This window comes from Brevibacterium luteolum, assembly GCF_025147615.1.
Taxonomy (GTDB): Bacteria; Actinomycetota; Actinomycetes; order Actinomycetales; family Brevibacteriaceae; genus Brevibacterium; species Brevibacterium luteolum.
This window is the reverse complement of record NZ_JALXPM010000012.1, coordinates 1-19,962: the sequence shown is the minus strand read 5'-3', so window position 1 is coordinate 19,962 and position 19,962 is coordinate 1. Positions and strand designations below refer to the sequence as shown.

Below are 19,962 nucleotides of genomic sequence, written 5' to 3'. Positions count from 1 at the left end.
CCCTATTGGAGCAGCGAAGTTAGTGCGCCAGTCAGCAAGGTGAGGTCAGTGCGCGCGGCGCCGGTCGCTGCGGCCGAGAAAGAAGACGACGAGGCCGATGGCCATCGCGGCGATGCCGACGAGCCCGCCGATCGCCCAGCCGGAACCGGTCGCGCTGGCCAGGTCGGCGGCATCGTCATCGGCGCTGTCAGCGCCCGCTTCAGCCGACCTTTCAGTCTGCCCACCAGGGGAGCCCTCGGCGCTGATGGCATCGTCAGTCGCGGACTCATCGTCATCGGGAGCTCGCGGGACCGGGTCGGCGTAGTTGTACTGCGGCTGCTGATTGCTGCCGTCACCCGTAGGGGCCCAATCATTGCCAGCCTGACCGGGGACGCGGATGGACCGGCGGCCGTTGCCGCTGTTCGGGTCCTCCGGGCTGCTCGGCGGCGCTGTGGAGTCCGGCTGGTCGTCCTCGCTTGGGTCGGGCTCGCGACGCAGGTCATCGTCAGTCGGCGGATCGTCGTGTGGGGGAGGGGTCGTCGGTTTTGGCGAAGGCTCGCGCGTGGGCCCGTGGGATGGCGTCGGGTCGCCTGTCGGCGTCGGAGTCGCTGTTGGAGACGGTGAAGGCGGGTTCGAATGGCGGAGTGATTCAAGAGGGATCGGGTCAGAGGTGACCTTCAGCTTCCGGTCGGATCCCAATTCGAAAGTAATCTGCGGATCGTCTTTGAACTTGATGCGCTCGCCGGCCCGCGGCATCGAACTCGATGCGGGCTCAGCATGGTGGGACTTCGCGACGATGAGGAATCCGTCGTCATCTACAGAGCATTCGGGATCGAAGCTGCTGATATTGCAGTCGAAAGTGCTGTCTAAATCGCCGGGTTTCACAACACCGCCGTGACTTTTGACGAACTGGACGGCGCCGTCGATCTTCCGATACTCGGACCTGCCCTTGATGCTGCTCTCGTCCGGGCTTCGTAGGCTGGACGGGCCATGAGGTTCTGCGCTCGGCACCGGCCCACTGGGGGAAGAAGCTCCGGTGGAAACTGCCGAAGCCTCAGCAGACCCTGCCACGCCGGGCACAGCGCCGGTGAGCGGCACGCTCAGGGCAGCAACGACAGCAATCGCAGCGGCAACGCGTGCTGCGGCGGTGCGGTGTGGGGTATGCATCTGTCCTATAGGGCTCGCTGGCAGAATTCGTCGCCGGTCACGTCTTGCATTGCAAGAATGCATCGACGGCCAACAGTATGATAGCCGCCGGCCAAAGGGCGAACCAAAGCGAGGCCCCGAAACGGGGCGGCATTCGAGCCGCCCGTCGGCACCGTGAGAGAAACGGCGTATGCGACTGACCGGTCACTGCTCACTGCGGTATCCCACCACTCGATCGGCGCCCTCCCGGGTGATGGCGTAGCCGTCGGCGGCGGTGACGGCCAGCAGATTCGTGCGCACCTTCCAGGCAGTGTCGGCACTGACGAGAACCGGGGTATTGTCGATGACGGCCGGTACCACATGGCCGCGCGGTTCAGAGAAGCGGGCGTTAGACTCCGAACCGTCGCGCACGAGCAGTCCGTCCTCCATCGAGAACAGGTACGGGCCGATGACGGCAAACTGGTAGCCCTGCCCGCGCACCCAGTCGGCCTCGCCGACGGTGTCCGTCGTCGTCGACACGGTCGAGGCGATCGTGCCATCGGACAGCGAATGGACGACGAGCTGGATCCGGTGCCCGGAGTTCGTGCTTGCCCCCGGCTGACCCCACAGTGTCACAACCTTGCCGTGTCCGGCGGTGACCCAGCGGATGATTTGCAGATCATCGCGCGGGGCCTCCAGGTCAAGCGTGCGCTCCTCACCGGACTCGACATCGGTGACGGTGAGCGGGCCGGCGAATGTCGCGCTGACGAGCTCTCCGCCGTCAAGGGCCATCGGCGTCGACCCGGCAGCCGGTGTCGGCAGATGGGTGAGCCCGTCCCGGGCGAAGGTCGAGAGCTCATCACCGTTCTTGATGAGCACATTCGTCCCCGCCGACGAGATCCTCGCACCACTCGGCAGCTCGTACTCATACGGCTCATGGCTGCCGTCGACCAGCGCGTAGGCGCGATCGCCGATCCGCCACACAAGCGAAGACCGGCCGTCGATGACGGTGTCGACGGCAAAGCTCGGCGGCTCGTCGATGTCGGTCTCGAAGCGCTGCTGGCCGGTGCGCGCATCGAGCACCTGCAGCTGGGAGTTCGTGACGACGACGACCCCGCGGGCGGTGGCCGTGACCGAGGCGCCGGGCGGGATCGTCTCCTCCCACGCCGGGGTGGCCTCGAAGCCGGGCACCGCACTGCTGCCGGTGGCCATCGACAGGCTCTGCTGCGTCGCCGCCCCATGCGCGGCGGGAATGCTCTCGGGCGCCTGGCTCTCCGGAGTGCCGATGATGCGCGGCATGATGTAGGCGGCTAAGGCGATGATGAGGAGGATCGCGAGCACCAGCGTGGGAACGGTGAGCCCGCTCATCTGCAGCCGGCTGCGTGCCCGCTTGGCCCGGCGCCGAGGTGTGCCGGCCTGCGCCTGGCGCTGCCTGTCCGCCTGCTGCCGGCCGGGGTTGTGCCGGGATTTCTGCTCGGGAATCGAGCCGGTCGGCGGGCCGGTCGGGTCGGCCGGACCGGAGAACCGGTCGCGCACCGGATAGTCGGCCTGCGCCTCGGGGGCGGTGAGCGGATACTGCGGCCCGTCGGCGTCATCGCCGACGGCATCAGCGGCGTCTTCCTCGCCACCCTGCCCGGAATCTGCGGCGGCTTCGGGTGCGGAGGCGACCTCCGCCTCGGGCACGGAACGCAACCTGCCGGAGGTGTCGATGTGCAGCGCCCGTTCGGTCCCGTGGTCGTCGAGCTTGACGGTGACTTCGCTGCCCTGCTCGCGCGCCAGCGCCGTCAGGTGCGCGATCGCAGACCCGACATCGGGGTGCTGCGACGTCGTGCCGGCGGCCGTGACCTGCACGGTCCGGTCGGCGGCGACGCGCACGTGCGCAATGGGCATGGACAGTTACCTCGGAGGATGCGGCGGGGAAGGGTCGATCCCAGTGTAGGGACACGATCTGCTGAAAGGCCTGGCCGAGTCCGAATAGTTATCTGGCAGCGATCCGATCGTGTCCTGCGCGCCTGAGAGCGGGCCCAGAAGCCGGTTTGCTCTTGGCCGGGTGAGGACCTAAGATAGTCGATGCTGTCTGAAGGCAGCGATGGTGGCTATAGCTCAGTTGGTAGAGCACCGCGTTGTGGTCGCGGGGGTCGCGGGTTCAAGCCCCGTTAGCCACCCCATATGTATAGGTCTCGGGGCATCGCTTGCGCGGTGCCCCGAGATTTTTTGTTTTGACGTTGATGTCTCGCGTCATCGTTCCGGGTTGCACGTGAGAACCGCCAGATACGATCATGCTTGAGAGACTCTCATTCGGGGTCTCGCTGGTGCCCGCACAGTGTCTCGTTTTGACCTGCTCCTATGCATGCAGCTATTGACGACAAGGAGGCGGGACCCGGCGAGTGTGTGCTACCGGCGTCAGGTCGATTCGCTCAGGTTGTTCGGTTAACGGTAAAGCGCGAAATGAGCGTGAGACGTGAGTATCCCGAACCTGGGGCGCAGTTGTGCGATCCCCGAAACCCTTCTCTGGCGCAAAATTCTCCGGCCGACGTGGATGGAATCGGCCGCAATCACGACCCATTGGGCAGACAGCTGGATCTTATAGATTTCCGACACTAATTCGGAGTACCTTGCCCAACTCATGATTAGCTTGGTCACTACAGCGTTGCGGCGCCTTCCACTGTACGAAATACGCAGACGCAACAACCCCAGTCCGCCTTGCGCACCGACAACTCGCTTTTGCACTTTCATTTTGTTTCCGGTTAGCCGTGTACCATCGATCCAAAGGACGGAGCGTGCGGCAAGGAGGCAAGTATGCTGACCAAGATTCTCAATGTTGAGGGCGTAGGGCTTCTACGTCGAGCCAATGGAGGCGCTAGGCACCTTTTCGGCAAGAACACTTTACTCTACGCCGAGAACGGTCGTGGAAAGTCGACCCTGTCCAGCGTGCTCACATCGTGCGCAACCCGAGACACAGATTTAATCGAGGATCGCATCACGATCGGCGGCCAGGTACAACCAGCGGCGAAACTCCTGTTTGAGTCTGCACTTGCCGAGTACAGGAACGGGTCATGGAGCGGGTACGCCCCTGAGATCCTCGTATATGACGGCCATTTTGTTAACTCGAACGTCCATACTGGAAATGAGGTCACGAGCAACCAGAGAGCGAATTTGCTCGACTTCGCTCTGGGTTCGTCAGCAGTTAAGGCGCGACAGCGCGAGCAAAAGGCCACATTGGCGGAGAAACGAGAGAGCAGTGACGTAAAGGAAGTGCGGCAAAAAATAGAAGCGCTTCTAGCAGGGAAAATGGCGGTACCGCAGTTCCGTGCGCTCAAGAAAGACACCAAGATAGACCAGAAGATCGAAAGGGCTGAAAAGCGCTTGAGTGAGCTGGTCCGGTCCGCTGATATTAAACGTCAGCCGATACCCGAACAGTATGAAATTCCAAAATTGAACATCGGTGAGGTAGTCGAGGTGCTGAATTCGACCCTCGAAAGCGTTCACGCCAAAGCAGCGGCTAAAGTGTCTGATCATCTCGCTAGTTTGAAAGATGCGAACTCAGCGGCCTGGATTCGTCAGGGATTGGATATTGCCAACGACGATCATTGCCCATTCTGTGGACAGGACACGTCCGCAGTTGACTTGCTAGATATGTATAAGATCTACTTCGACCAAGCGTACACAGATTTGCAACAGAGTGTGGGGCGGACGGCGCGGCAGGTTCTGGAGCGGACTGATCTTAGTCAAATTGGCGCGTTCGCAAAGGTTCGCACGCGGAACAACGAGATTTTGGAACAATGGAAAGACTATATTCGGATTCCAAATCTGGACGATAGTCAAGACGAGTTTGCTCGCCTTGCCTTAGAAAACCTCAGGGAGTCACTGGAGTCGCTCTTTTTACGAAAGGAGGCGTCTCTAGGAGATGCGTGCGTCGAAGATAGTCAGATTGAAGATCTTCAAGCGGAGTGGGATCGTTTTACGAACGTTTATAAAGAAGAGAATCAAGTGATTCTTTCAACGTTGTTCGATATCGATAAGTACAAGAAGAACTTGGATGCTTCTAGTCTGGATGAGCAGCGCGATGAACTCGATAATCTGCGTCTCGTGAAGTTACGGTATGACGCAGACACTGTCGCATTGCTCTCCACGCTGAGTGCTGCTGAAACCAGCTTGAAGAACGCTCGGAAGGCCAAGAAGGAAGCTCGGGGCGAGCTTAATCAGATCATGAAGGACACGCTCATTCAGTTCAAGGATACGATTAATGACCATTTGGCTGCCTTTAATGCGGAATTTCGGATAGCGGAATTCAATCATAATTACTTAGGTCAGGCCCCGCGCGTTGAGTATCAGATTCGTTTGCGAGGGGAGTCTATTGAGTTGAGCGGGGGTCGACCCACCTTTGCGACCGCCTTAAGCGAAGGAGACAAGAAGACTATGGGCTTTGCATTCTTCGCAGCCTCTACTCTTGCTGATCCAGACTTGGGTGAGAAGATTGTCGTAATCGATGACCCTATGAGTAGCCTTGATGCGCCTCGTCGCGAACACACTATGAAAGTTATTGAACAGATTTCGGGTGAGGCGAAGCAGTTAATTCTGATGGCGCACGATGGCCACTTCCTCAGGGGCGTACGGGATCGCTTGTTGAGATCAGGCGACGCTCCCGATGTGACCGAAGTCTCATTAAGGATGTCTAGCGGTCACTATTCTGATATTGGACCCATCGACCTGGATGCTCTTTGTCAATCTGATTATTTGAGAAATTACAAGCTTGTTTCAGGGGTAGTGTCCGGCGAGCTCAACGGCGTTGATGATGTGAAGTCCGGGGCGATTGCTTTGCGCCCCTTGCTTGAAGGTTATCTGCATCGTAAGTATCCGGAGGTGATTCCGACTGGAGTGACGTTAGGTTCAGCAATCACAGCAATTGAGGACTCATCAGGTTCAGACTCCCCCTGTGCAGCTATGGCCTCTCGCGTTGAAGAACTCCGAGAGATGAACGCTTACGCTAGCCGTTTCCACCACGAGACTCAGCCAGACTACGTTGCTGCGCAATGTGCTGATCACCGTGAAGTTGCTAATCATGGTAAGAGGATTTTGGAGTTTATTCATTCTGCGTAGGTCGGGCCCGCGGAGCCTATTTTAAGTGGAAGAAACATGCGCACAATAGCTGTGGCGTAGGCGTCGCGACGCTACCGGTCTACCCGCCTTTTATCGTTTGGTTCCGGTGTGGGTGCGGAAGGTTGTTCTGACTGGGGGAGCGTAGGAGGTAGTGTTTGGCTGTCGTCCTACGTTGCCTTTAGCGCACTTTCTGCCCTGGCCGACTCACCCGTCTTGTCAGTGTCAACACATGAGACACTCAGGAGATCGATCAAGGAGGCTTGCTATGAGCGACGACTCGCCGATCATCGACGTCATCACGACGATCAACACCCCACTGACCTATGTCCTCATCGCCGTTCTCAGTGCCGCCGGACTGTACCTGTCGATCCGCACCGGAATCGTGCAGCTGCGGCTGCTGCCGGAGATGTTCCGGGTCATCGGCGAATCGGCCGGACGCGACTCGGCAGGGGAGAAGCAGATCTCCTCGTTCCGCGCCTTCTGCGTCTCCGCCGCCTCCCGCGTGGGCACCGGCAACATCGCCGGCATCGCCCTGGCGATCTCCGTCGGCGGCCCCGGTGCGGTGTTCTGGATGTGGCTGCTGGCCCTCATCGGCTCGGCGACCGCGTTCACCGAATCCACGCTGAGTCAGCTGTACAAGGTCAAGGACCAGGCCGCCTACCGCGGCGGTCCTGCCTACTATATGAAGCTCGGCCTGCGGAAGCAGTGGATGGGCGCGTTCTTCGCTGTCATCATCGCCATCACCTACGGGCTTGTGTTCAACTCCGTGCAGTCGAACTCGATCGTCGATGCCACCAGCACCTCCTTCGGCGCCCAGGGTGAGGCCGGCCGCGAGATGATGGCGATCGTCATCGGCATCGGCCTGGCCCTGCTCGTCGGCGTCATCATCCTCGGCGGCGTGCACCGCATCTCGATGCTCTCGTCAATCATCGTCCCGGTCATGGCGGTGCTCTACCTCATCCTCGGCATCATCGTCGTGTTCATGAACCTCGACGCAGTCCCGCGCATGTTCGAGCTCATCGTCTTCAACGCCTTCGGCCTGCGCCCGGTCATGGGCGCCGGGGTCGGCCTCATCATCATGACCGGCATCCAGCGCGGCCTGTTCTCCAACGAGGCCGGCATGGGCTCAGTCCCGAACGCCGCAGCGACCTCCTCGGTGTCGCACCCGGTCAAGCAGGGACTCGTGCAGAGCCTCGGCGTGTACTTCGACACGATGATCGTCTGTACGATCACCGCCTTCATCGTGCTGCTGTCCAACCCCGAATACGGCACCGCCGCCGGCGCCTCGCTGACGCAGACCGCGCTGTCGGGCCAGCTCGGCCAGTGGGCCGTGCACTTCCTGACCATCGCGATCTTCCTCTTCGCCTTCTCCTCGATCCTGGGCAACTACTACTACGGCGAGACGAACATCCAGTTCCTCACCGACCGCCGTTGGGTGCTCAGCGTCTACCGCGCGATCGTGCTCATCGCCGTGTTCGTCGGCGCCGTGCTCGCCCTGCCGGTCGTGTGGGAGGCGGCGAACCTGTTCATGACGATCATGGCGCTGACGAACCTCGTGGCCGTCATCCTGCTCGGCCGCAAAGCCGTGTGGCTGCTCAAGGACTACCTGCGCCAGCGCAAGGACAACCGCGAGCCGGTCTTCAGCCGTGAGCAGCTCGACGACCAGCGCGGCATCGAAGCCTGGGACGGTGCCGATGAGGTGACCCGCCCAAAGTTCTGGGACGAGCAGGCCCAGGCGAAGCAGAAGAACCGCTGAGCCAGCAGGCGATCAGAGCCTGAGCTCGAAGATCGCCTCAGCGAGGAAGCCGGTGAAGCCGAGCTCCTCATTCACCCGCAGCATCGGGGTGTTCTCCGCGGCATTCCACGTCATCACGTAGGGCGCCTCGGGCACCTCGACGCGCAGGCGCAACAGGTTGGCCGCCTTGACGAGCTTCCCGAGGCGGTGGCCGCGGTGCGGGCCGGCGACGAGCGTGTCCCACTGCTCGACCGCGTTGGACGGTGAGGCTGCCGGGCTGGCGAGCTCGTTGTAGGCGACGAGCTCACCGGTCACGGCGTATTCGACATAGGCATCGCGGATCCGCTCGGCATCCCAGCGTTCGGCGACGATGTCGAGTCCGCCGTGCGGAATGTCGATCGACATGCGGCGGACGAGGACCGCCATCGCCTCCAGGCGGTCGTCGAGAACTCCGCCCTCCCACAGGTGAACCCGGTAATCGGACCCGGCAGACGCCTCGGCGTCGGCAAACGCGCGTTCGAGCAGCTCGGTGCTGCCGGTGAGCTCATACCGGGAGACCCGCTCGATCTGGCCGAGCGTCATCCCCAGGCCGCGCGCGAGGCGGACACCGGGGTGGTCTGCGGGCACGACTCCGTGCCCGGTGGGGGAGCGCAGCAGCTTGACCGCACTCGGCTCGGTGATGACCGGGGTCGAGACATAGCCGTGCACAAGCCGAGCGCCGGCGCTGCGGGCAGCGGTCAGTGCCGCCTCGGCGAGCCGGCGGCCGATGCCCTGGCCGCGGTGGTCGGGGTGGACGAAGACAGCGAGCTCGGCAGCAGCATCGGTATCGCGCAGCTGCAGTCCCAGCCGGGCATGGCCGAGGGCGGTTTCGCCGTCGCGGGCCAGCCAGCGGCGGACGTGCAGGTTCGTGTTCGCGACCTCGGAGCGGTAGTCCTCGGCCGGGTCGGTGTCCCATTCGCCGGAGCCGATGGTCTCGGCGTTGCCGAGGCGGACGAGATGGCGGTGGTCGAGCCAGTCGGGGTGGTCAGGTGATGAAGGACGGGCGACCTCTGCGACGGTGCAGGCAGGCATGACGGGGCCTTTCGGACAGTGATGACAGTGATGATCAGGTGGGGTCGCTGAGACCGCCGTGGAGCGACGGTGCTCGACACGGAACAGTCAGCGGGCAGGGTCGTCTCAGACGCCCTGCAGCAGCGTGATGATCGTCATAGCTGCCGACGCTACCACGCCTGTGGCGCGTGTGGATCGCACCGGAATCATCGACCTTCCGCCTGGTTGCTGAGCTCGCGCAGAATCGGCTTCATATCGGTGTATATGCACGTAATTACGTGAACGTACTTACATATGACCCTGCGGATTTCTGGGCGTACGCTGTGCACGACAACCCGACTTATTGACTAAGTGTTCATATAAAAGAAAGCGGTTCTGGCCATGCGTTCCATCCGGCGATTCCTCGTCGCAGCAGCCACCTCAGCAGCACTCATCGCCGCGCCATTCTCCACCTCAGCGCTCGCCGCTCCGGCCCCGGGTGACACCGCCGTCGCCCCCGCCGCTGCCGGCACCTGCGGGGATGACCGGACCGACCTGTGGGACGACGTGCCCCAGGTCGGCAAGCGCAACGTCGTGACGACTGAGCATTCCGATTCCGTGGCGATGTGCCTGACCGGAGGTCAGATGCACATGTTCAGCCTCGTCGACTGGGCGCCGGAAGGAGGTCAGTACCGCCCGCACACCCGGCACGCAGCTGACTCGCTGTTCTTCAACGTCAACGACGAGCTGCAGACGACTCTGCCAGACACACCGCAGTTCCAGTTCACCGGCGCAGCCGGCAAGAAAGCATGGTTGATTCCCCAGGTCCAGAATCACGACGGCATCTGGGCCGGTTGGAACACCCAGGACATCCGGGAAACTGACATCGACGGGCCGGTCACCATGTCGATCGATCCGGCCAAGTCGAGCGTGCCTGAAGGCGCCAATGTCGAACTCTTCCAGTTCGGCACATTCGGAGGGGCAAATCGCATTCTGTCGCTCAACGACGATGCGCACCGCACCTACCAGCAGCCGGCGAACCAACACGTCCACGCGAACTGGACGTTCACCCACCCGGGCATCTACAAGCTGCACTTCACCGCGACTGCCACCCCGAAGGGCGGACAGCCGACGAGTGCCGGACAGGACTACTACTTCGTCGTCGGTGACTACAACGACTACGCCGACGAGCTCACGGAGATCGACAACCCGCCGACTGAGGACCCGACCGAGGATCCCACCGGCGAGCCGACCGATGATCCCAGCCAGACGCCTCCCGAGGACAGCGATCTGCCGCGGGTGAGCATCAAGGGCGACCGCACCCACTACCGTGTGGGCGACCCGGCGAACTTCTCGGCCGTGCTGCAGGACAGCGATCGCATCGGCGTGCTGTACTGGGAGACCGCTGCAGCCGGTTCGAAGCACTGGAACCGGCAGGGCAACAACGCCGACAACACCTACACGATCCGCGAGATCACCGACAAGCACGACGGCATGCGCGTGCGGGCGATCTACCAGGTCGACGGCGGTGGAATCGCAGCCTCGAACGAGTTCGTCATCAAGGTCCGCGGCTCCGCCGAGGACGAATCCGATGACAACGGCGGGGATGAGCCCGGCGGCGACGAGACCGCAACGCCTGATGAGACCGAATCGCCCGATGAGGGCGAGGGGTCAGAGAAGGACGGCTCCGAGAACGACGGTTCGAAGGACTCTGACGCCAAGGGCAACGGCAGCGGCAGCGGCTCCGGCAGCGGTGCTGGCAGCTCCGGTTCCGGTGCCAGCGGCACCGGCGCCTCGGGCGCGGGATCTGGCGGATCCGGTGGCAAGACCTACGCCGTGTGCACCCCTGATTCCGCACCGAACGGACACGGCGGCACCGGAGCCTCCGGTGGCGGCGGTGCTGGTGGCGGCGCCGGCGGCGGCGCCGAGGGCCAGGGCACCGAAGGCGACGAGGCACCCGCTGGTGAGCGCGTGCAGGTCTCCGACGGACACTTCGACTTCGGCCCCCGGATGCGCGGGAACTCCGTCAAGGCGCAGCTCAAGGACGACCGCGAGGCGCCGCCGACCTGGCGTGACCCGGCAGACGTCGAGTTCCTCATCGGCGATGCGGCCAAGCAGCCGCTGCCGGATCAGGGCTTCGACTTCGTCGGCAACCCCGGCGACGAGGTGTGGATGATCAGCCAGGTGCAGCAGACCGGTGTGCCGTGGCTGGGCTGGAACACCCAGGACCCCGAGCTCGTCAACAACGCCTCGGCCGTCAACATGCGCCTCGACTCCGTCAACGGACCCGGCAAGCTCAACGTGTTCGTCGGCGGTGGCGGATTCGGTGGCACCGACGTCAAGCAGGTCTTCCAGCAGGCCGGCGACTCCTACGACATCCCGATGCGCACCCATGAGCACGGCTACTGGGTGTTCACCGCAGCGGGACAGTACACCGCGGACATCACCTTCACCGTCACCACCGCAGCCGGTGAGCAGCTGAGCGCCTCGGGCACCCTGCACTTCACCGTCGGCGGCGACGCCAACGCCGGTGGCGCGGCCCAGGCTGGCGGCGCCGTTGCACAGGCCGCCGGCGCACAGCCGGGCCAGCCGGGTCAGCCCGGTGCTCCCGGACAGCCGGGCCAGCCAGGCGAAGCTGGCCAGCCGGGAGCCGATCCGAGCGCCTCGGCAACCCCGTCGAGCGCACCGGCCGGTGCCGGCGCCTCGGGCGCGGGCAGTTCCGGGACGATGACGGACAAGGGCGGCAACCCGGTTCCGGCCGGCGCCAAGATCCGCTACGTCGACTGCTCGAACCTGCCGCGCACCGGTGCCGGCTCGATCGGCTACTACGTCGCCGGCGGCGCGGTGCTCATCGCGCTGGGCGTGGTGCTCCTGTCTGCCCGCCGAAAGGAAGACAGCTGAGGCGCATGCGCCGGCTGGCCGCACTGTGCACGACCCTGACCCTGGCCATCTCCGGGTGCGTGGCGAAGCCGCTGCTGAGCGCGCACCCGGAGGACGGCAGGCTGCAGGTGGTGGCGACGACGAACGTCATCGCCGACATCGCCGCCCAGGTCGGCGGAGAGCACGTGCAGGTCGCCAGCCTCGTGCCGCCGGGGGCGGACCCGCACTCCTATGAGCCGACGCTGCGCGATGTGCGCAATATCGTCTACGCCGACGTCGCGTTCTCCAACTACGTGCTGCTCGAAGAGCACAAGCTCATCAAGACCCTCGACTCCAACATCAGCCCGCAGGCGGCGAACGTCGCCCTGGCCGAAGGTGCGGTGAAGTACGCCGCCGAGGTGATCCCGCTCGTCGAGGACGTCTCGCTCGACACGATCTGGCTGGGCCTGCGCGTCCACGGCGACGGCAGCCGGTTCGGCGCCGACCGCACAAGCGATATGCACCTGCGGCTGACCGGATTCTCCGGGCCGGGTACGATGCACGGGTTCCTCACCGAGGGTCTGGGCCAGACGTCGATGTACTTCGATACCAGCGACGGTGTCGACCCGAGTGAGGACGAGGCGGTGCTGCCGGCCAATGCGCACACGCACTTGAGCTGGGCGTTCTCCGCACCAGGCGTCTACACCGCGACCTTCGCCGGCAGCGTGCGGCCGGAGGCCGACGGGCCGCAGAAGCGGGTCGGGGAGTCGACGTTCACCTTCGTCGTCGGTCAGGACCCGTCCCAGATCCCCGAGCTGGCCGGACGTCAGCGGCTGGCCGGCGGGCATGCCGATGTCACGATGAACCTCGACAAGCAGGCGATGGAGATCGTCTACGACGACACGAGCGGCGGGACGGTCGAGCACCGGCACATCCCCGCCTCGGACGCGGTCATCGAGGTGACGAACAAGGCCTGGCAGGAGATCCCGTCCGGGGCCGGGTTCCTCGGGCCGAGGGGCTCATCGGTGTACCTGCTGCCGCAGGCGGTGCTCGGCAAACACGTCCACGGTGAGATCGACCCGCACCTGTGGCATTCGGTGACGAACGCGATCGCCTACGCCAAGCTCATCCGCGACACCTTCATCGCAAAGGACCCTGCGCACAGGGACGAGTACCACGCCGCCGCCGAGGCATACATCGACCGGCTCGATGCGCTCGATGACGAGGTGCGGAAGACGATCGCCGAGATCCCCGAGTCCCGCCGCCACCTGGTGACTACGCATGACGCGTTCGCCTACCTGGCCAAGGACTACGGCATCCCGGTCGCAGGCTTCGTCACCCCGAACCCGTCGACCGAACCGTCGATCACCGACATGGTCCGGCTCACCGACACGGTGCGCAACCTCAAAGTGCCCGCCGTGTTCCTCGAACCCCAGCTGGCCAGCCGTGCGCAGACGCTGCGCGAACTCGCCTCCGTCACCGGCATCGACGTCTGCCCGATCTACTCCGATGCCTTCGATGACACCGTTACGACCTATGAAGAGCTCATGCGCTTCAACGCCCGATCACTCACGAGGTGCCTGTCATGACCATCCGCTCCGCCCTCAGCTCCGCCTGCCTGGCCGCCGCCCTCATCATCGGCCCGGCCGCCGCCCCGGCACTCGCCCAGCCGACCGAGGACCCCAACCTCGAGCAGACTGTCACCGGTGAGGAGAAGCTCGTCGACGACGAGGCCGTCCTCGACGCTGGCCACGTCGACATCGGGCCCAAGCAGGTCGGCAGCGAGTTCCAGCTCGTCATGCGCGATGACACCGAAGCCCCGCCGGTGTGGCGCAGCCTCGACAAGACCGTCCTCAAGGTCAGCGACGAGGGCGCGAAGATGCTGATGCCCGAAGACGAGCAGTACTCCTTCATCGGCGCGAAGCCAGGCGAAGACGTCTGGCTCATCCCGCAGGTCGAGAAGCCCGGCCTCATCTGGGTCGGCTGGAACACCCAGGACCCGGCCTTCACACAGACCGCCCAACGCGGCATGAACCTCGAATACCACGGCATGCAGGGGCCCGGTGACATGGTGCTGTACCTGCAGAACGGCAGCTTCGGCGAACCCGAGCAGCTGTGGGATTCGCGCAAGGGCGCGGACCAGAAGATCTTCGTGGAGAACAACACCCACACCCACGCCAACTGGGTCTTCACCAAGCCCGGCGTCTACCTCCTCGACGTCGGCGTGTCCTTCACCGACGCCTCGGGCAACGAGGTCTCCTCCCGGCAGGTGCTGCGCCTGGCCGTCGGCGATGCCGCCAGCACCGATGAGGCGATGAGCGCCGAGTACACCGGCGGTCAGGACAGCGGCGACGGTGATGCGGCCGGCAAGGCTGATGCCGATGCCGGCGCCGAGGCGGGGGCCGGGTCGGGTGCCGATCCGCTCATGTTCGTGCTGCTGGGTGTCGGCGCGGTGCTCCTCGTCGTCGCCGCCATCGCAGTCATCGGCACCGCACGCGCCAAGAAGCGCGCCGCGGCAGCCCAGGACAGCAGCCAGGGGACCGGCCAGTGAGGCAGGCAGACGTGACCAGCACGGCTACCGCCTCGGGCGCGGCACTGACGGTCGCCGGGCTCACCGTCGACCTTGGCGGCAGGCCGGTGCTCACCGGACTGAACCTCACCGTCGAGCACGGCCAGTTCCTCGGGCTGCTCGGACCCAATGGTGCGGGCAAGACGACCCTGCTGCGCGCGATCCTCGGGCTCCTCCCGCACCGCGGGGACATCCGCGTCGCCGGCAAGCCGGCCGCAGCGCTGCGCGGGCGGATCGGGTATGTGCCCCAGCGCCACGAATTCACCTGGGACTTCCCGATCAGCGTCGAAGACGTCGTGCTCACCGGCCGGTCCTCACGGCTGGGCTGGCTGCGCCGCCCGCAGGTCGCCGACTTTCAGGCCGTCAACACCGCGCTCGCCCAGGTCGAACTCGACCATGTGCGGGGTCGCCCGGTCGCCGAGCTCTCCGGCGGGCAGCGCCAGCGGGTGCTCGTCGCCCGGGCACTTGCGATGGACTCCCAGCTGCTGCTGCTCGACGAGCCGTTCACCGGCGTCGACATGCCGACCGCCGAACTGCTCACCGGCCTCTTCGGCCGGCTCGCCGCACACGGGCGCACCGTCATCATGTCCACCCACGACCTGCCTTCAGCAATGGCCACCTGCACGCAGATCGCGCTGCTGCGCGGAACCATCCGCCAGCAGGGCACACCGGATGAGGTCCGCGACCGGCAGGCGTGGATGGACACCTTCAGCGTCTCGGCGACTTCACCGCTTCTCACCAGCATCGGACTGATCGCATGAGCTTCATCGACTTCCTTTCCGACCTGACCAACCCGATGCTCGCCTTCCTGCCCAAGGCGCTGCTCATGGCGGTCATGGCCTCGATCATCTGCGGTGTCGTCGGCACCTACGTCGTGCTGCGCGGCATGTCCTTCATCGGCGACGCTGTCGCCCACTCGGTGTTCCCCGGCCTGGCGATCGCCTTCGTGCTGCAGGGCTCCCTCGTCCTCGGCGGGGCGGTAGCCGGCGTGTGCACCGCGATCCTCGTCGCGATCTTCTCCCAGAACCGCCGGCTGAAGGAGGACAGCATCATCGGCGTGTTCTTCGTCGCCGCCTTCGCCGCCGGCATCGTCATCATCTCCCAGGCACCCGGTTACGGCGGCTCCCTGACAGACTTCCTGTTCGGCTCGATCACCGGCATCCCCACCCGCGACGTCTACACCGTCGCGATCACCGGCACGCTCATCATCACGCTGCTCGTCGTGCTGCACAAGGAACTCGTGGCCGTCAGCCTCGACCGCGACTTCGCCCGCGCCATGGGCCTGCCGGTGTTCTGGCTCGACATCGTCCTCTACGTGCTCGTCACCCTGGCGATCGTCGTGTCCGTCCAGACCATCGGCAACATCCTCGTCCTCGCCCTGCTCATCGCCCCGGCCGCCGCCGCCCGCCTGCTGACTGACCGGCTTGTTTCGATGATGATCCTCGCCCCCGTCATCGGTGCGGTCGGCGCATTCGCCGGCCTGTACCTGTCCTGGGGCTTCGATCTGCCCGTCGGCGGCACCATCGTCCTGGTGCTCACCGCGGTGTTCCTCGTGCTGTGGGTCATCGCCCCACGCCACGGCCTGCTCATGCGCGGCCGCCAGCGGGTGGTCGCCCATGCCTAAGACCCTCCGGCAGGCAGTATCGCTGCTGGTGGTCACGCTGTTTGCCGCCGCACACGTCGCGTTCGGCTGGGTGCCGGTGACCGCAGCCGAGGCGCCGGGCACCGACAGTGCCGACGCTCCCGTGTCGTTGAAGACCACTGGTGAGGGCGCCGCTCGCCTGCACGTCGACACGCGTTCCTTCGCGCGTGCTCTCGGTCCGGTGACCGTGCGCATCGACCGTTCGACCGTGCCCGAGGCGGAGCTCGCCGGCCGTGATCTGCCGGCAGCTGTGCAGATGCGCCCGCAGACCACCGGCCACCTGCCGGTCACCGGCCTGGAGTCACGTGCCTGCCTGGGCGTGCGCGTCTCGGCTGTCGTGAAGAAGGGTGAGAAGACTCAGCGCCGCACCATCGACACCGTCGTCACCACCAGCGGCACGGGTGCAGGCGACGCGACGACCTGCCCGGACTACACCGAGCTGCCCCACATCGCACCGCAGCCGATGCCCACCCCGAAGGCGAAGCCCGGTCCAGGCGAGGGTGCCGTGCACATCACCCCAGAAGGGGCCTTCACCCGCGCTGGCCGGGAGTGGGCGAAGGCCAGTGACCTCGACCGGAAGCTCGAGAAGCACGAGGACGGTGCGATCGCCGAGGACATCACCCTCGACATCGACCAGCTCACCGGCACCACCGCCTCGGGCGCGGAAGCCGAGAGCACCTCGGGAGCCCGCGACTGGGTCGAGGTGCGCATCCGCAGTGCTGAGAAGGTGCAGCTGACGAACCCCGCCGACCCGCGCGGCACCCAGCATCATCCCGGGGACGCCAAGACCGTGACGATGCGCATGACCGACCCGACCCGGCTCGTCTTCGACGCCGCGTTCCCCACCACCGGCCCGCACTGCCTGGGCCTCGACATCGCCGCGGCGGGGAGGAAGGAACCGGCCGTTGCCACCACACTGCACTACGGGCTGCGCGGCGCTGATGCACGCACCTGCCCCGATCCGCGCGACCCCGACGCCGCCCCGGACGACGACGAGTCCGAGGACCCCGACGACTCCGGCGACCCCGATGACACCGACACCGGTGACGACGGAGACAAAGACGACGACACCGGCGAGGACACCGACAGCGATGACACGGACAGCCGCGACTCCGATCCTGAGAGCGGTCTGAGCCTAGAGGAGCGGCGCACGCTGGCCGACCAAGGGGCCGTGTTCGGCTCCGATATGGTCGCCTCTGCTCCGGTGCCCGGCCTGCCGCTCGTCCAGAGCATCTCCGCTCCGGTGGTGCCGGCTTTCGGGCTCATGTGCACCCCGGCAGCCGCAGGCCAGCGCGTCCAGGTCCGCTCCGGGCTCACCCAGCTGGCCATCACCCACGACTTCACCGGTCCGCGCGCCGAACTCACCGACCTGCGCACCCACACCCCGGTCACCCGCCAGCTCGCCGATGTCGACTACGTGCTGCCAGCAACCGCCACCCTCACCGTCGGCGACGACGGACTCGGTGACATCGCGAAACCCGGTGACGAGCTGTGGGCCAGCTCCCAGGACGGGATGAGCGCACCGGCGATCGGCATCGCGGCTGTCGGCGGGCAGCTGCGCGGCAGCGTCGAGGTTGGCATCGACACCGTCGCAGGGCCCGGCGACGTCGCCCTCATCGGCACCGATGAGTTCGGCGACAGCTCCCTGCTGGCTGCCGCCGGATCGGCGATGAGTGTGCCGGCCGGCGGCACCGAGTTCCCCCGCTTCGCTTTCACCCAACCGGGCACCTATACCGTCAACACCGTCATTCGCACCGGCAACAGCAGCACCTCGGCCCAGGAGATCGTCGTCCCGCTGCACTTCTCCGTCGGCGAGGTCGCCTCCCCAGTGGCGACCAACACCGCGCTCGCCGCCCTGGTGGGAACCTGCACCGACGTGTCGATGGCCTCCACTCTCGCCCAGCCGGACCTGCCCGAACAGCAGCCCAGCCCCGAGGCGGCACCCCCACCGGCCGTCACCGGCCCGGCTGCCTGGATGTGGCTGGTGGCAGGCCTCGGTATGGGCATCGCGCTCACCGCCGCCGGCTGGGGAACCCTGCTGCTTGTGCGCAGCCTCAGCCCCGGGAGGTTCACATGAAGCCGGCCCGCCTGCGCGCCGTCGGGCTCATCGCCTTCGGGCTGAGTCTGGCCGTGCTCACGATGCTCTTCCTCAGCGACCTCGTCGGCGCCCACCAGCGGGCGAGAGCCCAGTCACCGCACGACCCGCGGCCCACCGCCGAGGCGGTGCCCACCCCAGCCCAGGAGGCACCGGCTGGCCCGGACGCCGGTGGGGGAGCAGACACCGCGCAGCTGCAGCGCACCCAGGTGTCCTCCCAGTGGATCGCCGACCAGTCCAGGCGCACCGGCATCCCCGCCCGGGTGCTGCAGAGCTATGTCGCAGCCGAGATCTGGGCGGCCCGCCAGTTCCCGCAGTGCGGGCTGCGCTGGAACACCCTGGCCGGCATCGGGTTCGTCGAATCCGCCCACGGCACCCTCGGCGGCACCTCGGTGACAGCCGCAGGAACTGCCGCCCAGCCGATCATCGGCCCGCAGCTCAACGGCCGCGGACTCGCCCGCATCACCGACACCGACGGCGGCAGACTCGATCAGGACCGCGACTTCGACCGGGCGGTCGGGCCAATGCAGTTCCTGCCGGCAACGTGGCAGGCCTTCGGCATCGACGGCAACGGCGACGGCACCGCGGACGCCCAGAACATCGACGACGCCACCGCCTCGGCGGCGAAGTACCTGTGCAACGGCCAGCGCAACCTCGCCACCCCGGAGGGCTGGACCCAGGCGATCCTCGCCTACAACCCATCCGATGCCTACGTCCGCGCGGTCTTCGACGCCGCCAACCGCACCGCCCATGCCAGCAGCGGCGCCCCGCTGACCCCACCGCAGCCGGCCCAGGCGGGAACCCAGCCACCAGCCACTGACGGGGCCCAGCCCCCAGGGTTCGGGCCCTCCCACCAGCCCGGAGCGCAGCCGAGCACACCGCACCCGGGCGCCGGCTGAGGATCGGGGGGATTTCCCCACCCGAGGCGGCGGGCACCTCCATCCCGGCAGCACGCGGCAGCGACGAGAGTGGAAGCACAGCTTCGACGACGAGGAGTCGCCATGACCATCCCGGCCGCCCCTACCGCACCGACCCCCACCCCGGACAGCCTCACCGGCGAGCGGCTGGAGGCTGCGGCGAGCATCCCCGCTGACGTCATCGCGATCGGCGCGATCCTGCTGGCCATCAGCACCGCAGCGGTCGTGCCGTTCTGGTTCGGCGCCGATCCCATACTCCTGCCGGTCGTCATCCTCACCGTTGCCTGGACCCCAGCGTTGACGTGCTTCATCGCCGACCGCATCACCCGGTCCCGCGCCGCGCCCGAGGCGGTGGCGGGCTTCAGGAGCCAGGCTGGGCTGACGACCGGGCGCCCGTGGACCGGCAGCCTCGCAGCGCTGGCGGTGCTGCTGAGCGTTGCAGCCGTGTCGACCGGCATCGGGGCGTTCGCCGGCTGGCAGCCGCTGAACATCGGCGCAGATGCGCTCGCGGTGCTCACCCTGCTGCCGCTGGCGGCAGTGCTCATGCTCGTCCAGGTCACCGGTGAGGAGATCGCCTGGCGCGGCTACCTGCACACCCGGCTGACGGGCCTCGGCACCGGCACCGCGGCCGGGGTGATCGCGGTGTTCTGGGTGATCTGGCACGCCCCGCTCATGCTGACCTACCTGCACTTAGGCGAGATGAGCGAGCGCGCGGTCATCGTCACGCTCATGAACCTCGGGCTGGCGTCGCTGACGCTGACCGCCCTGCGGGTGCTGAGCAGTTCGGTGATCCCGGCGATCATCGCCCACACGGTGCTCAACACCGTCTTCGCCTACATCGCCTCGAATCTCGTAGTCGCGCAGACGAGTTGGTCAGGCACCGCGTTCTGGCTCACCGCCGCGACCGGCTGG

The 19,962-nt window shown here is 65.8% G+C and carries 13 protein-coding genes and 1 tRNA gene; 11 read left to right on the top strand and 3 right to left on the bottom strand.

Annotated elements, in window-relative coordinates:
• Nucleotides 1-45 precede the first annotated feature (45 nt).
• Together M3C25_RS04690 and M3C25_RS04685 are read right to left on the bottom strand one after the other, a co-directional pair.
• Entirely contained in the window at nt 46-864 is an 819-nt protein-coding gene (locus tag M3C25_RS04690; RefSeq protein WP_259855211.1) for a hypothetical protein, read from the bottom strand.
• A gap of 465 nt (nt 865-1,329) precedes the next feature.
• The gene (locus tag M3C25_RS04685; RefSeq protein ID WP_259855210.1) at nt 1,330-2,994 is read right to left on the bottom strand and encodes a hypothetical protein; all 1,665 of its coding nucleotides are present in this window, start codon (nt 2,992-2,994) and stop codon (nt 1,330-1,332) included.
• 202 nt (nt 2,995-3,196) lie between these two features.
• Here M3C25_RS04685 and M3C25_RS04680 point away from each other — a divergent pair.
• The 3 genes from M3C25_RS04680 (at nt 3,197) to M3C25_RS04670 (ending at nt 7,960) form a co-directional block, all read left to right on the top strand.
• Nucleotides 3,197-3,272 (top strand) — tRNA-His (locus M3C25_RS04680).
• Between the two features lie 631 nt (nt 3,273-3,903).
• Nucleotides 3,904-6,204 (top strand): AAA family ATPase, encoded by a 2,301-nt coding sequence (locus tag M3C25_RS04675; protein ID WP_259855209.1) that lies wholly within the window; start codon nt 3,904-3,906, stop codon nt 6,202-6,204.
• Between the two features lie 265 nt (nt 6,205-6,469).
• Nucleotides 6,470-7,960, top strand: a complete 1,491-nt coding sequence (locus M3C25_RS04670; RefSeq protein ID WP_259855208.1) for an alanine/glycine:cation symporter family protein — start codon at nt 6,470-6,472, stop codon at nt 7,958-7,960.
• A 12-nt stretch (nt 7,961-7,972) separates the two neighbouring features.
• Here the strand turns inward: M3C25_RS04670 and M3C25_RS04665 are convergent, their stop codons facing one another.
• Nucleotides 7,973-9,010 carry a GNAT family N-acetyltransferase gene (locus M3C25_RS04665; protein WP_259855207.1) on the bottom strand — a complete coding sequence of 346 codons (1,038 nt, stop codon included), beginning with the start codon at nt 9,008-9,010 and terminating at the stop codon, nt 7,973-7,975.
• A gap of 360 nt (nt 9,011-9,370) precedes the next feature.
• Here M3C25_RS04665 and M3C25_RS04660 point away from each other — a divergent pair, with 360 nt between their 5' ends.
• The 8 genes from M3C25_RS04660 to M3C25_RS04625 all read left to right on the top strand — a co-directional run.
• Nucleotides 9,371-11,869, top strand: a complete 2,499-nt coding sequence (locus M3C25_RS04660; protein ID WP_259855206.1) for a choice-of-anchor M domain-containing protein — start codon at nt 9,371-9,373, stop codon at nt 11,867-11,869.
• A gap of 5 nt (nt 11,870-11,874) precedes the next feature.
• On the top strand, nt 11,875-13,416 hold the full coding sequence (locus M3C25_RS04655) for an anchored repeat ABC transporter, substrate-binding protein (RefSeq protein ID WP_259855205.1): 1,542 nt from the start codon (nt 11,875-11,877) through the stop codon (nt 13,414-13,416).
• Entirely contained in the window at nt 13,413-14,378 is a 966-nt protein-coding gene (locus tag M3C25_RS04650; protein ID WP_259855204.1) for a choice-of-anchor M domain-containing protein, read from the top strand. Before M3C25_RS04655 ends, M3C25_RS04650 begins: the two co-directional genes overlap by 4 nt.
• A gap of 11 nt (nt 14,379-14,389) precedes the next feature.
• On the top strand, nt 14,390-15,157 hold the full coding sequence (locus M3C25_RS04645; protein WP_259855203.1) for an anchored repeat-type ABC transporter ATP-binding subunit: 768 nt from the start codon (nt 14,390-14,392) through the stop codon (nt 15,155-15,157).
• Nucleotides 15,154-16,020: an anchored repeat-type ABC transporter permease subunit gene (locus M3C25_RS04640; protein WP_259855202.1), complete on the top strand. Its 867-nt coding sequence runs from the start codon at nt 15,154-15,156 to the stop codon at nt 16,018-16,020. The genes M3C25_RS04645 and M3C25_RS04640 overlap by 4 nt, the downstream gene beginning before the upstream one ends.
• Nucleotides 16,013-18,115, top strand: coding sequence for a hypothetical protein (locus M3C25_RS04635; protein ID WP_259855201.1), 2,103 nt, complete (start codon nt 16,013-16,015; stop codon nt 18,113-18,115). Before M3C25_RS04640 ends, M3C25_RS04635 begins: the two co-directional genes overlap by 8 nt.
• A complete protein-coding gene (locus M3C25_RS04630; RefSeq protein WP_239557014.1) occupies nt 18,112-19,032 on the top strand; it encodes a lytic transglycosylase domain-containing protein in 921 nt (306 codons plus the stop codon). The genes M3C25_RS04635 and M3C25_RS04630 overlap by 4 nt, the downstream gene beginning before the upstream one ends.
• Before the next feature lie 102 nt (nt 19,033-19,134).
• Nucleotides 19,135-19,962, top strand: an 828-nt coding sequence (locus M3C25_RS04625; RefSeq protein WP_259855200.1) for a CPBP family intramembrane glutamic endopeptidase, incomplete at its 3' end; no start/stop codon positions are given.